The 12,455-nt window shown below is 58.9% G+C and carries 12 protein-coding genes; 4 read left to right on the top strand and 8 right to left on the bottom strand.

The window, feature by feature from the left end; all coding sequences use genetic code 11:
• Positions 1-24 precede the first annotated feature (24 nt).
• From AXG89_RS11820 to AXG89_RS11800, 5 genes are all read right to left on the bottom strand, one after another.
• Positions 25-735, bottom strand: a complete 711-nt coding sequence (locus AXG89_RS11820) for a C40 family peptidase (protein WP_061999109.1) — start codon at positions 733-735, stop codon at positions 25-27.
• Positions 736-872: 137 nt separating this feature from the next.
• On the bottom strand, positions 873-2,471 hold the full coding sequence (locus AXG89_RS11815) for an ABC transporter ATP-binding protein (RefSeq protein ID WP_061999108.1): 1,599 nt from the start codon (positions 2,469-2,471) through the stop codon (positions 873-875).
• On the bottom strand, positions 2,468-3,562 hold the full coding sequence (locus AXG89_RS11810) for an ABC transporter permease (RefSeq protein ID WP_062170551.1): 1,095 nt from the start codon (positions 3,560-3,562) through the stop codon (positions 2,468-2,470). The genes AXG89_RS11815 and AXG89_RS11810 overlap by 4 nt, the downstream gene beginning before the upstream one ends.
• 13 nt (positions 3,563-3,575) lie before the next feature.
• Complete coding sequence (locus AXG89_RS11805) at positions 3,576-4,610, bottom strand: microcin C ABC transporter permease YejB (RefSeq protein WP_061999106.1); 1,035 nt, start codon at positions 4,608-4,610, stop codon at positions 3,576-3,578.
• A gap of 28 nt (positions 4,611-4,638) precedes the next feature.
• Complete coding sequence (locus AXG89_RS11800; protein WP_061999105.1) at positions 4,639-6,501, bottom strand: extracellular solute-binding protein; 1,863 nt, start codon at positions 6,499-6,501, stop codon at positions 4,639-4,641.
• Positions 6,502-6,717: 216 nt separating this feature from the next.
• Between AXG89_RS11800 and fabI the strand changes: the two genes are divergently transcribed.
• Complete coding sequence (gene fabI, locus AXG89_RS11795) at positions 6,718-7,515, top strand: enoyl-ACP reductase FabI (RefSeq protein ID WP_062169776.1); 798 nt, start codon at positions 6,718-6,720, stop codon at positions 7,513-7,515.
• A gap of 91 nt (positions 7,516-7,606) precedes the next feature.
• Here the strand turns inward: fabI and AXG89_RS11790 are convergent, their stop codons facing one another.
• Positions 7,607-7,993, bottom strand: coding sequence for a hypothetical protein (locus AXG89_RS11790; protein ID WP_061999103.1), 387 nt, complete (start codon positions 7,991-7,993; stop codon positions 7,607-7,609).
• Between the two features lie 256 nt (positions 7,994-8,249).
• The gene (locus AXG89_RS11785) at positions 8,250-8,606 is read right to left on the bottom strand and encodes a hypothetical protein (RefSeq protein ID WP_062169775.1); all 357 of its coding nucleotides are present in this window, start codon (positions 8,604-8,606) and stop codon (positions 8,250-8,252) included.
• A gap of 1,272 nt (positions 8,607-9,878) precedes the next feature.
• Between AXG89_RS11785 and AXG89_RS11780 the strand changes: the two genes are divergently transcribed.
• The gene (locus AXG89_RS11780) at positions 9,879-10,250 is read left to right on the top strand and encodes a single-stranded DNA-binding protein (RefSeq protein ID WP_062169774.1); all 372 of its coding nucleotides are present in this window, start codon (positions 9,879-9,881) and stop codon (positions 10,248-10,250) included.
• A gap of 17 nt (positions 10,251-10,267) precedes the next feature.
• Here the strand turns inward: AXG89_RS11780 and AXG89_RS11775 are convergent, their stop codons facing one another.
• Positions 10,268-10,996 (bottom strand): nuclear transport factor 2 family protein, encoded by a 729-nt coding sequence (locus tag AXG89_RS11775; RefSeq protein WP_082771405.1) that lies wholly within the window; start codon positions 10,994-10,996, stop codon positions 10,268-10,270.
• A 140-nt stretch (positions 10,997-11,136) separates the two neighbouring features.
• Here AXG89_RS11775 and AXG89_RS11770 point away from each other — a divergent pair, with 140 nt between their 5' ends.
• Positions 11,137-11,928 carry a helix-turn-helix domain-containing protein gene (locus AXG89_RS11770; protein WP_061999099.1) on the top strand — a complete coding sequence of 264 codons (792 nt, stop codon included), beginning with the start codon at positions 11,137-11,139 and terminating at the stop codon, positions 11,926-11,928.
• A 215-nt stretch (positions 11,929-12,143) separates the two neighbouring features.
• Complete coding sequence (locus AXG89_RS11765; protein ID WP_061999098.1) at positions 12,144-12,449, top strand: DUF4258 domain-containing protein; 306 nt, start codon at positions 12,144-12,146, stop codon at positions 12,447-12,449.
• The last annotated feature ends 6 nt before the right edge of the window (positions 12,450-12,455 follow it).

Here is a 12,455-nt window from a genome sequence, read left to right as displayed (position 1 = left end):
CGGCATCAGCTCATTTCGAATAATTTAATTGTCGCCGTTGCCACCAATCGTGGCGCTAACTCGCTGGCGCAGATCCACGCCGTCGATGGGGAACGTCGCTTCGATTCGACGAGCGCCGGTATAACGCTTTTCCCAATAGCTGTTGTCCATGTCGTCGACACGGATCGTGCTGCCCGTGGACGGCGAATGCACAAACTTGTTGTCGCCAATATAGATGCCGACATGCGAGAACGAACGGCGCATTGTGTTGAAGAACACCAGATCGCCGGGTTTCAGCTCGCTCACGCGAACCTTTTCACCAACCCGGCTCATCTCTTCCGCGCGGCGCGGCAGCGTCATGCCGAGCGTGTCCTGAAACACGTAGCGCACAAAGCCGCTGCAATCCAGGCCGGAGTCCGGCGTGTTGCCGCCCCAGCGGTAACGCACGCCGATCATGTTGAGCGCGCCGACGACCACGTCGCCTGCCTTGCTCGCCATGCCGGAAAGAAAAGAACGCGTACCGCCAGTTGTAGAAGCGGGTGCCGGAGAAGATGAGGTGCTTGTCACGTTGCTGGATCCTGCAACGGGATAGATGTCATTCGCTGCTTTCGGCGACGAAAAAATGCCGTTGCTGGCATTTTGGCTCGAAATGTTGACTTCGTCGGCGAACGCACCGCTAGCTGCTGTCATCATCAGGCCGATCAACATGCTGGCTGCTGCACGCGCGCATGTCTGAGTCAAGGTCAATGGCTGCATCGGTCGGTAAGTTTGGGGTGAAAAGTCTGAAAAATCAGGGCGATGCGGAAAAAGTTTGCTCGATACTAGCCAGATATTATTTACATGTCAAAAGGCATAGAAAAATACAATTAAGATGCGCACCTAATTGGTGAAAATTAGGCCGCGATCGCGGCTTTCAGTAACTTTCTTGTGTATTCGTGGGACGGCGTGGCAAAAATATTCTCTACATCACCGGTTTCCACGACAGTTCCGTTCTGCATGACCACCACCCGGTGTGCCATTGCGCCGATGACCTCCAGGTCATGGCTGATAAAGACATAGCCCAGGTTGTACTTCTGTTGTATGTCGGCTAGCAGACGTAAAACTTGATGTTGAATTGAAACATCGAGTGCGCTGGTGGGCTCATCGAGGATCAGGATGCGCGGTTCGAGCACCAATGCGCGGGCAATGGCGATTCTCTGACGCTGGCCGCCGGAAAACTCGTGCGGATAACGATTCAGGCAAGTCCGATCCATGCCGACCTCGCGCAGGACCGCAACGACCTTTGCGTGACGGGCGGCAGCGTCGAGCCCGGGACGATGCAGCGCCAGCCCCTCCCCCACGATCCGCTCAATGGTCTGGCGGGGCGAGAGCGAGCTGTACGGGTCCTGAAACACGACCTGCATGTTCGATCGCAGCACCGTCTGCTCACGGCCACGGTAATCGGCGAGCAAACGCCCCTGGAACTCGACCTGTCCGTGCGAGGTCCGCTGCAAACCGAGCAACGCCATGGCCAACGTGGATTTGCCTGAGCCCGACTCGCCGACAATGCCGAGCGTCTCGCCCTGCCGCACGCTTACGGAAACGCCGTCGACCGCCTTGAACGCGCCGCGCCGGAACCAGCCGCCCACGCCCGCGATCTTCGTGGCGAATTCCACCGATACATCCTTCGCGTCGAGCAGAACTGGCGACAACGGCAACACCGGCAACACTGTCCGCTCCGGTTTGCTCTGGAGCAGGCGGATCGTGTACGGATGCTGCGGCGACGCGAAAATCGATTCCACCGTCCCGCTTTCCACCAGCACACCCTGCTCCATCACAGCCACGCGCTGCGCGAACTTGCGCACCAGGTTGAGATCGTGCGTGATCAGCAACACGGCCATGCCGCGCGACGCGGCTTCATCGCGTTGAAGTTCGAGGAGCAATTCCACGATCTGCGCACGGATCGTGACGTCGAGCGCCGTCGTCGGTTCGTCGGCGAGAAGCAGGCGCGGGCGGCACGCAAGCGCCATCGCGATCATCGCGCGCTGCCGTTGTCCGCCGGAAAGCTGATGCGCATACCGGTCGATGCGTTTTTCCGGCTCGGTAATGCCCGTGCGCGCCAGCAGGTCGATCGCGCGGCGACGGGCATCGCGTGCCGATACACCATCGTGCAGCACGATGGTCTCGATGATCTGGTCGCCGATTGTGTACAGCGGGTTGAGCGCCGTCATTGGCTCCTGGAAGATCATCGCGATGTCGGAGCCGCGCAGCTTGCGCATCTCCGGCTCGCTCTTCGAGAGCAACTCCTGGCCGTCGAACCGGATCGACCCGGTCAGGTCGGCATCGCGTAAAAGACGGAGGATCGATAACGCCGTCACGCTTTTGCCCGACCCCGACTCGCCCACCAGCGCAACGCGCTCACCGGCTGCGATCCTGAGGCTGACGCCATCGACCGCCATGGTGTCGCCAAAGCGCACCCGCAAATCCGCGATGTCCAGCAACGGCGCGCTCATTTCCCGCCTCCGGCCTTGATGGCATCCGAGATGCGGGTGTCGAGAGCATTACGCAGCGCGTCGCCCATGAACGTGAGCAGCAACAGGGTCGCGACCAGCACGCCAAAAGTCGATAACGAAATCCACCACGCGTCGAGATTCGCCTTGCCTTGCGCGAGCAGTTCGCCAAGCGACGGCGTCGGCGAAGGCACGCCGAGGCCGAGAAAGTCGAGGCTCGTGAGCGCGAGGATGGCGCCGCTCATGCGAAACGGCAGGAACGTGATGACGGGTGTGAGGCTGTTGGGCAGGATATGCCGCCAGATGATCTGCGCATTCGACAACCCCATCGCCCGCGCCGCGCGAACATAGTCTTGCGTGCGGTTGCGCAGGAACTCGGCGCGCACGTAATCGGACAAGCCTATCCATCCGAAAAGCGAAAGCAGCACGACGAGCAGCAGCAAACTCGGCTCGAAGATGGACGCAAAGATGATCAGCAAATAAAGCTCGGGCAGCGCGCTCCAGATTTCGATCAGGCGCTGTCCGGTCAGGTCGGTGCGTCCACCGAAGTAACCCTGTACCGCGCCGGCCAGCATGCCGAGCACAGTGCCGATTGCGGTCAGCACCAGCGCGAAGATCACCGAGACGCGGAATCCGTACAGAAGCCGCGCGAATACATCGCGGCCGCGGTCATCGGTCCCGAGCCAGTTTTCGCGCGATGGCGGCGCCGGGTTCGAGCCCTTCGAAAAGTAGTTCAGCGTGTCGTAGTAGTAGTGATTCGGCGGATAGACGGCGAAGTTGCTGCCCTCGCTGAAACGGTCGCGAATGTACGGGTCGAGGTAATCGGCGGGTGTCGGGAAGTCACCGCCGAAGGTGGTTTCCGAATACGTCCTCACCAGCGGAAAATAGAGCTGCCCCTGATAGCGAACGACCAGGGGTTTGTCGTTGGACCATAACGGTCCGGCCAGGCTGATTGCAAACGCGATCACGAAGATCACGAAACTCCAGTAACCGAGCCGGTTGCGTTTGAAGCGCTGCCAGACGCGTCGTCCGGGCGTGGTCGAGACAGGCGCACTCAATGGTTTTGCGTCGCTGTCGCGGGGCGTGCGGAGCATGGACTGGTTCAACTCAACGCTCCAGTTGTTCGAATTGAATGCGCGGGTCGACCCACACATAACAGAGGTCGGAGATGAGCTTGGTGGCAAGTCCGATCAGCGTGAACAAGTACAACGTGCCGAGCACGACCGGGTAATCACGCCGCACGACGGATTCGTATGAAAGCAGGCCGAGTCCATCGAGTGAAAAAAGCGTTTCGATCAGCAAGCTGCCCGTGAAAAACGCACCGATGAACGCGCCGGGAAATCCTACGATCAACGGCAGCAATGCGTTGCGAAAGACGTGCTTCCACAGCACCGTGCGCTCGGACAAACCCTTTGCCCGCGCAGTCAGAACGTATTGCTTGCGGATTTCATCGAGGAAAGCATTCTTTGTCAGCATGGTGATCACGGCGAAACTGCCGACTACCGATGCAATGATCGGCAACGTGATATGCCATAGGTAGTCCGCGATTTTCCCGCCAAGGCTAAGGGTCGCCCAGTTGTCCGAGGTGAGATTGCGCAGCGGAAACAGTTGCCAGAACGAGCCGCCACCGAAGAGCACGAGCAGCAACACGCCGAGCACGAAACCCGGAATCGCGAAGCCGATCAGTACGAGCAAGCTGGTGGTCACATCGAATGTGGAGCCATTGCGCACCGCCTTTGCAATGCCGAGCGGCACCGATATCAGATAGGTAATAAAAAACGTCCACAAGCCGATGCTGATCGACACCGGCAGTTTCGATACGATCAGCGACCACACGCTTTGATGCCGGAAATAACTATCGCCAAGGTCGAAGCGCGCGAAACGGCCGAGCATCAGGAAGTAGCGTTGGAGCGGGGGTTTATCGAAGCCGTATAGCGCACGGAGTTGCGCGACTTGTTGCGCGTCCACGCCGGTATGCTGGCGCATGCCGAAACTCGTGCCCTGCTCGCCGCGCCGCAATTCGTGCACGGCCTGCTCGACCGGTCCGCCCGGCACGAACTGGATCACGGCAAATGTGAGCGTGAGGACACCGAGCAAGGTCGGGATCATCAGCAAGATGCGTTTGAGGATGTAGCTCCACATAAGCGGCGCTCCGGTTGAATGCTTTGATTTACTGCGCGGTCGGCTGCGCGGGTTTGAACCACCACGTGGATGTGATCCAGTCCTCGGCGGTGTAGTAGAGCGGCAAGGTCGCTGGATACGCGAGCGTGTTGCGATAAGCGACCCGGTGCGACGCCGTGTACCAATGCGGGATCACATAGTAGCCGTGCATCAGCACACGGTCGAGCGCATGGGTGGAATCGAGAAGCTGCTCGCGTGTCTGCGCGCCGATCAGCGTATGCACGATCGAATCGACCGCCGGCGACTTCAAGCCGATGTAATTATCCGAACCCTGCTGATCCGCCGATTTGCTGCCGAACCGCGTCTCCTGCTCCGTGCCCGGAATCTGCACGTCGGGCATGCGGATGCTCGTGACGTCGAAGTCGAACGCGTCGAGCCGTTTCTGGATCAACGCGAAATCCACCGTGCGGAAGTTCGCCACGATCCCGAGCTTCTGCAAGTTGCGCTGGAGCGTCGCTACGACGGGTTCCATCGATGCGCCGCCGCCCGAATCGTCGAGTATCTCGAACACGAACGGATCGCCCTTCGCGTTGCGCAACGCGCCGTCGCGATACGTCCAGCCGGCATCGGCGAGAAGCTGGCGCGCCTTGATCAGGTTTGCGCGCAGGGAGCCGGGGGAATCGGTGCTGGGCTGCTTCACCATCGGGCCGAAGACAGCCGGGTCGAGTTGCGCGCGCAGCGGCGACAGGATCGCAAGTTCACCCGCGCTCGGCATGCCGGTCGCCGCGAGATCCGTGTTGGCAAAAAAACTGTCGATGCGCGTGTATTGGTTAAAGAACAATTGCCGGTTCAGCCACTGGAAGTCGAAGGCCAGATCGATGGCCTGCCGCACGCGCACGTCCTTGAACAAGGGGCGGCGGGTGTTGATGAAGAACCCCTGCATGCCCGTGCCGTTGTGATTGCGGAATTCGCGCTTGACCAGTTCGCCGTTATCGAAGCGTTTGCCGATGTCACGCCGTACCCAGTTGCGCGCGATGTACTCCACGAGCGCATCGTATTCGCCGGCCTTGAACGCTTCCAGCCGTGCAACGCCATCCGAATACAGCTTGTAGTTGATACGCTCGAAGTTATACGTGCCGACGCGCACGGGCAACGCGTTGCCCCAATACGCCGGATTGCGCTTGTAAGTGATCGTGCGGCCGTTGTCATATTGCTCGATGAGATACGGTCCGCTGCCTATGGGCTTCTCAAACGCGAGTTGATCGAACGGTACGTGGCTTCCGTCCGGCTTCATGCCCCACTTGCGCGAAAACACCGGAATCCCGCCCGCGATGAACGGCATCTCGCGCGTGCGCTCCTTGAACTCGAAGCGAATCGTCAACGGATCGACAATCACCGCCCGCGAAATCTGTCCGAAGTACACCGAATACTGTGGCGCTGCCTGCGGGCTCTTGAGCGTCTCGAACGAGTACTTGACGTCGTCGGAGGTGACGGGATCGCCGTTCGAAAACCTCGCTTTCGGATTGATATGGAACGTGGCTGAGAGGCCGTCGGACGCGACGCTGATGTCATCGGCGAGAAGACCATAGGCGGTCGATACTTCGTCGAGGCTTCCCGTCGTCAGGCTCTCGAACATGAAGCCGAGACCGGGCGCCGAGTTGCCGCGCAGCGTGAAGGGGTTGAACTTGTCGAAGCTCGTCAGCCGGTTCGGATTGGCAAGGACGAGCGTGCCGCCGCGCGGCGCGTCAGGATCGACGTAATCGAAGTGCTTGAAACCGGCCGGGTATTTCGGCTCGCCATACTGCGCGATGGCATACACGGCGAATGCCGGATGGGAAACCGCGAGTGCGCCGAAGGCAACAGCCAAACCTGCGAACAGTGGACCGAGGACCCGTCGGGAGCCAGTCGTCATGAGTGCCTTTATGCGTACCATTGCAACGATGATTGAAAACGTCCGGCAAGCATCGTCCGGCAATGCCTGCTCAACCCGCGGCCGAGCCGCGGCAGTGTGAGAGAATTCTACTTAAAACAACTGTCCCGGGCATTGTAACGAGGCGCACAGGCTTCTCGCGCCGCAATCGCGCCATCATTCGGGGCAGGCGCAATACTGACTTCTTAAGGAGCATTCATGGGATTTCTCGCTGGAAAACGGATTTTGCTGACGGGCTTGTTGTCGAACCGGTCGATCGCCTATGGCATTGCGGCGGCATGCAAGCGTGAAGGCGCCGAACTCGCATTCACGTACGTGGGCGAGCGCTTCAAGGATCGCATCACCGAGTTCGCGACGGAATTTGGCAGCGATCTCATATTTCCTTGCGACGTGGCAAGCGACGAGGACATCGATGCCCTTTTCACGTCGCTCAAGGGACGCTGGGACACGCTCGACGGTCTCATGCATTCCATCGGCTTTGCGCCGCGCGAAGCGATTGCAGGCAATTTCCTCGATGGCATGACGCGTGAGAACTTCCGCATCGCCCACGATATTTCGGCGTACAGCTTCCCGGCGCTCGCAAAAGCCGCCCAGTCGATGCTTTCCCCCGATGCTTCCTTGCTCACGCTCAGCTATCTGGGCGCGGAGCGTGCGATCCCGAACTACAACACCATGGGTCTCGCGAAGGCATCGCTGGAAGCGAGCGTGCGGTATCTGGCGGAATCGCTGGGCGGGAAAGGCGTGCGTGTGAACGGCATCTCGGCCGGCCCGATCAAGACGCTGGCGGCAAGCGGCATCAAGGGCTTCGGCAAGATCCTGGAATTCGTCGAAAACAACGCGCCGTTACGGCGCAATGTGACCATCGATCAGGTCGGCAACGTCGCGGCGTTCCTGCTGTCAGATCTTGCGGGCGGCGTAAGCGCGGAGATCATTCACGTCGACAGCGGCTTCAACGCGGTGGTTGGCGGCATGACACCTCTGGCTGCGGCGGAGTAAGTCGTCGATCGGAAGCCTTGGTCTTACAGCAAATGCAAAGGCCGTCCCGTTTTACCGGGACGGCCTTTTGTATTGTGGATCGCGCGAGGGGTTATCTGCGGTGGTCGTTTCCGTGACCGCCCCCGTGACCATTTCCACCGCCCCCGCCGCCATGGCCATGCTGCGGACCACCGTAGTAGCCCCGACCGCCGCCATTATGCCGATACCAGTCGTCGCGAGCCCAGTAACGCCGTCCATCATAGTACCGGTTTCCGTACCAGCCGATCACAACCGGGGGCGGTGCGTACACAGGCGCCGGCTGATAAACGACCGGCGGGGGCGGCGGCGCGTAATACGGCTGCGGCGCAACGTAGACGGGTGCAGGAATGCCGATATTGATACCCAAGTGCACGCCGCCCGCGTGGGCCGCGCCGGACAAGGTGATGAGGCAAATGCCGGCAATGCCTGCAAGACTGCGGATGCTTCTGGTCGTATTCATGTGTAAAGGCGCGCCTCGGGCCGTCATTGTTCAGGTGGAAGCGAATATAGCGGATCGAGACCAATCCAGTATTTCAACTTTGTAAGTTGTTCGGTGACGAGTGATATCGTCTGTGGAAAGCTTACTCTTTGTTACGTACACGAGGACGGCGGACAGCGGCGAAGATCGCTGCCGTGCAACTTGTATGAAAGGCCATTCGGCTTTCGTCGAATGGCCTTGTTGCTGGGGCCTCGGACTTGAACCAGACCGCGTTCGCTCAATATCCGCGACGATCGCCGTATCGCGGACCGCCGCCATGATGTCGGTACCAGTCGTCGCGTGCCCAGTAGCGGTGGCCATCGTAATAACGGTCGCCATGCCAGCCGATCACGATCGCGGGTTGCGCATACACCGGCGGAGGCGGCGCATAGACAACTGGCGGCGGGGGCGGCGGCGGTGCATAGACCACGGGTGGCGGGGGCGGCGCATAAACCGGTTGCGGCGCGACATACACCGGCGCGGGAACGCCGATATTCACACCTAACCGAACCTGTGCCATAGCTGCACCAGACAGTCCCAACGCCCCGATGGCGACTGCGCCTGCAAGAATCGATGTCTTTAACTTGTTGTTCATTTGAAGACCACCTCAACGGAATGTTGTTATGGAAATCTTAGCTGAACGATCTCCGGGTAGTGTTTCAACGCAGTAACCCCGAATTACGACTACCGACCGGATGTGACATAAAATTTCAGCGGTTCGCCCGATGTGCGGGGGCTTGGCGTGGGAAAGCAGCGCCGCCCCTCTGCCTCACGACCGGAAGTGGCACTTGGTCTGTCGCAGCCCTGACGAGCGCCGCCAGTTCTGCGCACACCGTCCCGCCTGCAGGTCGGTCGGCGCACACTGTTCGAACGTGATTGAGCTTGCCGCTAAAGTTTCCCACCGTTTCCCGTTATTGATGGCTGTGACTTAAGACACTGCCGTCATTTTCCAGCGGGCCTCGCCAATAACAAATGTTTTCCCGGCACTCCAAATTCGTTCGACGTGTTATCTGGGATACCAGCCTGAGGAAATGCGGCTGCTTGCGCGTTGTAATTCGGATGGCTTGGCGCGGGACGGTATATCGATCGCGCCTGATCAGTAGTTTCTTTTAGTGCTTCCCGGACAAACCGGCTTTTACCGCTTTCGTCACTATGTTTCGGCACTCAACCATATTTGATATATCTGCTAACCTGGCCAACAGGCTTGCTCATTCAACCTAACGGGAAGGCGTCTGATCCTGGTTATAACGTTCTTTTCAATCACGGTTTCCGTGATGCAGCCATTACAAGCGCGCTGAACGGTACAGCAGAAGGGGGGAAGCGCTGTTCGAAGTAAAGGCATTGGAGAGCTTGGCAACACCCTTATCGTGTAAGTGCGCTTAGCTTTGGGTTATGACCGATAAGCAGATTGCATAGGCTGGCGCATGGGACCATCAGCTGAAACCAAGCCAACGGCCAAGCTGGCCTTTCATTTAACTCGTAAAGCATCGTTGCCCTGCTATGAAGCAGGGCAACGCGCTCTCTTATTACTCTCAGGTCTAGTGGCTTTACTCCATTACGTCATAGAGCGCCCTCTTTCAATAATCGTAGCATTTAATTATTAAAGTGATAAGTGATTTTAGTGGTGTTTGACGCGTCCGGTTCTTATACCTTTACCTACCGCACGCGCATGCTTTTTTAGGATGAATGGCATGATTAGCGGGCGCTTATGCGTCGCAGCATGAGAAACGCCTTGGAACGCCGATTTTCGCCTTCTAAATTTGACTCAAGCTGTTCGCGCGCTTGCACTGCAAATCGAAAGCTTGCGCGGTTACCACGCCCTGTCGCAGTCCCAGTGAGACAATCCGTGATTTCGAAGGAACATACGATGATCGACGGTCTCGTTTCCGGACGACTCTACGGTACTGCGCAAGTGCGCACCGGCCAGCACGGCACGCATTTCGTCACATGCCGCGTTCGTGCCACGGCAGGCGATGGAGAGAGCCTTTTCATCAACGTGATCGCTTTCGACGATATAGCCAAGGAAGCGCTGCAGGCGCTCGATGACGGCGACAGCGTCTCCCTCGCCGGCGCGCTCACGCCGAAGGTCTGGACCGACAAGCAAGGCATTGCGAAGCCGGCGCTGGACATGGTCGTCCACGCCGTCCTGAGCGCCTATCACGTACAGCAAAAGCGCCGCACGGTGCGCGGACAGCCGGATATCGACGTGGATCAGGATGACGTCCTGGGCGATGTATAACCGCTGACCACAGCCTTTTAGCGGTTCAACGAAAGCACCAGCGGGTGGTCGCAAAAGATGCGGTTTTCATGGACCTGACCGTCCTTGTGCCGGACGCAGTCCACGCCTTCGAAACGCAGTGGCAAACCTTCGTGCGTACCCGTCGCGATCCATCGAATGAAAACCGTGTCGCCGCGGCCTGCGTAGTCTGCGACTTCGAGGCTGAAATCGGGAACCCGCCGGAGCAGTTCATGCAGCGGACAAACATACGCTTCGACGCCCTTCAGCGGTGTATCGAGCCCCGGCCAATATCCTTCGATATCCGCGGCCAGTTCGTCCGACGGCTTGCTGAAATCCGGCGCCGCCCAGAACGCTGCGTACTTCTCGACACTCCAGTCGCGGCCCATCAACGCACTGTCGATAAAGCCCGTAATGCTGGCGAAGCGTCCATCCATGCCGAAATAGCCTATATCCGTGCCGCTTGCAAACTGCCGCCCGGTTGCATCGATCAGACGCCAGCTGAAGCGCACCACTTGTCCCGTCGCATCTATCTTGCCAATACGCTCGAACTTCAAGCCCGGCATGGCCGCCTGGAACGCACCGATCATGCCGGCGAAGCCCTTGGGGCCGGTGCTGTTCATCATCGGGTCGGTGTAGCGCCCGTTTTCTTGCAACACCTGCGCAGCAAGCGCTTCGCGACGTGACATATCCGTCTCATTCCAGGCATCGATATAACGGCCTACCAGAACCTCATGCTCGGTCATCATGCTCTCCTGTTTTCAACGTGACTGACTTGCGGCCGAACCGGATTGGCACGGCGTGGAAGTCATGATCGGGAGAGGCGCGCGGCGCGTCGATTACGCGAGAGGTAATGGCCGCGTGCACGGCGCTTTGCTAAGGTAAGGACATGAACACTCTGACCTCGACGGCCGTGTCGGCCGTACCTATCGGCACGTTGATCAAGCATTGGCGCGAACGGCGGCGCATGAGCCAGCTTTTGCTTGCCAACGAAGCAGAGATCTCGAGCCGGCATCTGAGCTTTATCGAAACCGGCCGAGCCTCGCCAAGCCGCGCGATGGTGTTGCGTCTCGCCGAATACCTCGATGTTCCGCTGCGCGAGCGCAATCAATTACTCACGGCAGCCGGCTTTGCGCCGGTGTTCCGGGAACGCTCACTCGAAGATCAATCGATGGCGCCCGCAAGGCTCGCCGTCGAGCAAGTGTTGAAGGGACACGATCCCTACCCGGCGCTGGCAATCGACCGGCACTGGAATCTGATTTCGGCAAATGGTGCGGTCGCAGCGCTTGTCGCCAGTGCTGATCCTGCGCTGCTCGAGCCACCGGTCAACGTGCTGCGGTTGAGCCTGCATCCGAACGGGCTTGCGTCGAAGATCGCGAATCTCGGGCAGTGGCGAAGGCATCTGCTCGAACGGCTCGACGGCCAGATACGGGTGAGCGGCGACGTGCAACTCATCGCATTGCGCGACGAGTTATCGAGCTATCCGGGCGCCTCGAACGAAGACCGGACGATGGAATCGTCCATCGCCATTCCGTTCGTGTTGAATACCACGGCCGGACGTCTATCGTTTATCACGACGACGCTGGTATTTGGCACACCGGTCGATGTGACGCTGTCGGAGCTTGCCATCGAGATGTTCTTTCCCGCCGATGAAGCAACAGCCGCAGCGTTGAAGCGATAAAACTCCGTCGCTCTGCGAAGCAAAATCATCGATGGCTGCAACGTGCTGCGCGAGAGCTCGCGTGGTCACATCCCAATCTAATTTGCAGAATTATTACTTGCCGAAAATGCTTGAAACCGGCGAGTGTATAGGTCAAGCCTCGGCGCGGGCGAGGCAACCGACATGAAAATTTCGGTTGCGTTTTGAATCGCATCAATCTATACTTTTTATAGATTATGGCAACCAACCGCGATTGGGAAAAGCTCATTCATGAGATAGCGCAAAGCACCATCAACGTGATCTTTACCAGACATGCCGACGAGATGATGACAGCACGACGCATCACGAAAGCAATGGTGCTGGAAACGCTGCGTCGAGGACATATAGTGCGTCCACCCGTGCAGACGCCAGGCGGCAACATGAAGTGCCGGATGGAGTACGACTGTGGCGGGGACGAGATCAAGGTCATTGCGGCAGTAGCCGGCATGGGCGCGACGCAAACCATAGTTGTCACTGCGTTCGACAAAGATAGAGAGGAGTAGAAAAAA

Origin of the sequence: Burkholderia sp. PAMC 26561, assembly GCF_001557535.2 — a bacterium.
In the GTDB taxonomy this organism is placed as follows: Bacteria; Pseudomonadota; Gammaproteobacteria; order Burkholderiales; family Burkholderiaceae; genus Caballeronia.
This window is presented reverse-complemented; position numbering and strand designations above follow the sequence as displayed.

What these genes read in the sequence shown, in the direction of transcription:
- AXG89_RS11815 (WP_061999108.1), bottom strand. Translation starts at nt 2,471, where the DNA reads ATGAGCGCGCCGTTGCTGGACATCGCGGATTTGCGGGTGCGCTTTGGC.
- AXG89_RS11800 (WP_061999105.1), bottom strand. Translation starts at nt 6,501, where the DNA reads ATGACGACTGGCTCCCGACGGGTCCTCGGTCCACTGTTCGCAGGTTTG.
- AXG89_RS11810 (WP_062170551.1), bottom strand. Translation starts at nt 3,562, where the DNA reads ATGCTCCGCACGCCCCGCGACAGCGACGCAAAACCATTGAGTGCGCCT.
- AXG89_RS11775 (WP_082771405.1), bottom strand. Translation starts at nt 10,996, where the DNA reads ATGATGACCGAGCATGAGGTTCTGGTAGGCCGTTATATCGATGCCTGG.
- fabI (WP_062169776.1), top strand. Translation starts at nt 6,718, where the DNA reads ATGGGATTTCTCGCTGGAAAACGGATTTTGCTGACGGGCTTGTTGTCG.
- AXG89_RS11790 (WP_061999103.1), bottom strand. Translation starts at nt 7,993, where the DNA reads ATGAATACGACCAGAAGCATCCGCAGTCTTGCAGGCATTGCCGGCATT.
- AXG89_RS11770 (WP_061999099.1), top strand. Translation starts at nt 11,137, where the DNA reads ATGAACACTCTGACCTCGACGGCCGTGTCGGCCGTACCTATCGGCACG.
- AXG89_RS11805 (WP_061999106.1), bottom strand. Translation starts at nt 4,610, where the DNA reads ATGTGGAGCTACATCCTCAAACGCATCTTGCTGATGATCCCGACCTTG.
- AXG89_RS11785 (WP_062169775.1), bottom strand. Translation starts at nt 8,606, where the DNA reads ATGAACAACAAGTTAAAGACATCGATTCTTGCAGGCGCAGTCGCCATC.
- AXG89_RS11820 (WP_061999109.1), bottom strand. Translation starts at nt 735, where the DNA reads ATGCAGCCATTGACCTTGACTCAGACATGCGCGCGTGCAGCAGCCAGC.
- AXG89_RS11765 (WP_061999098.1), top strand. Translation starts at nt 12,144, where the DNA reads ATGGCAACCAACCGCGATTGGGAAAAGCTCATTCATGAGATAGCGCAA.
- AXG89_RS11780 (WP_062169774.1), top strand. Translation starts at nt 9,879, where the DNA reads ATGATCGACGGTCTCGTTTCCGGACGACTCTACGGTACTGCGCAAGTG.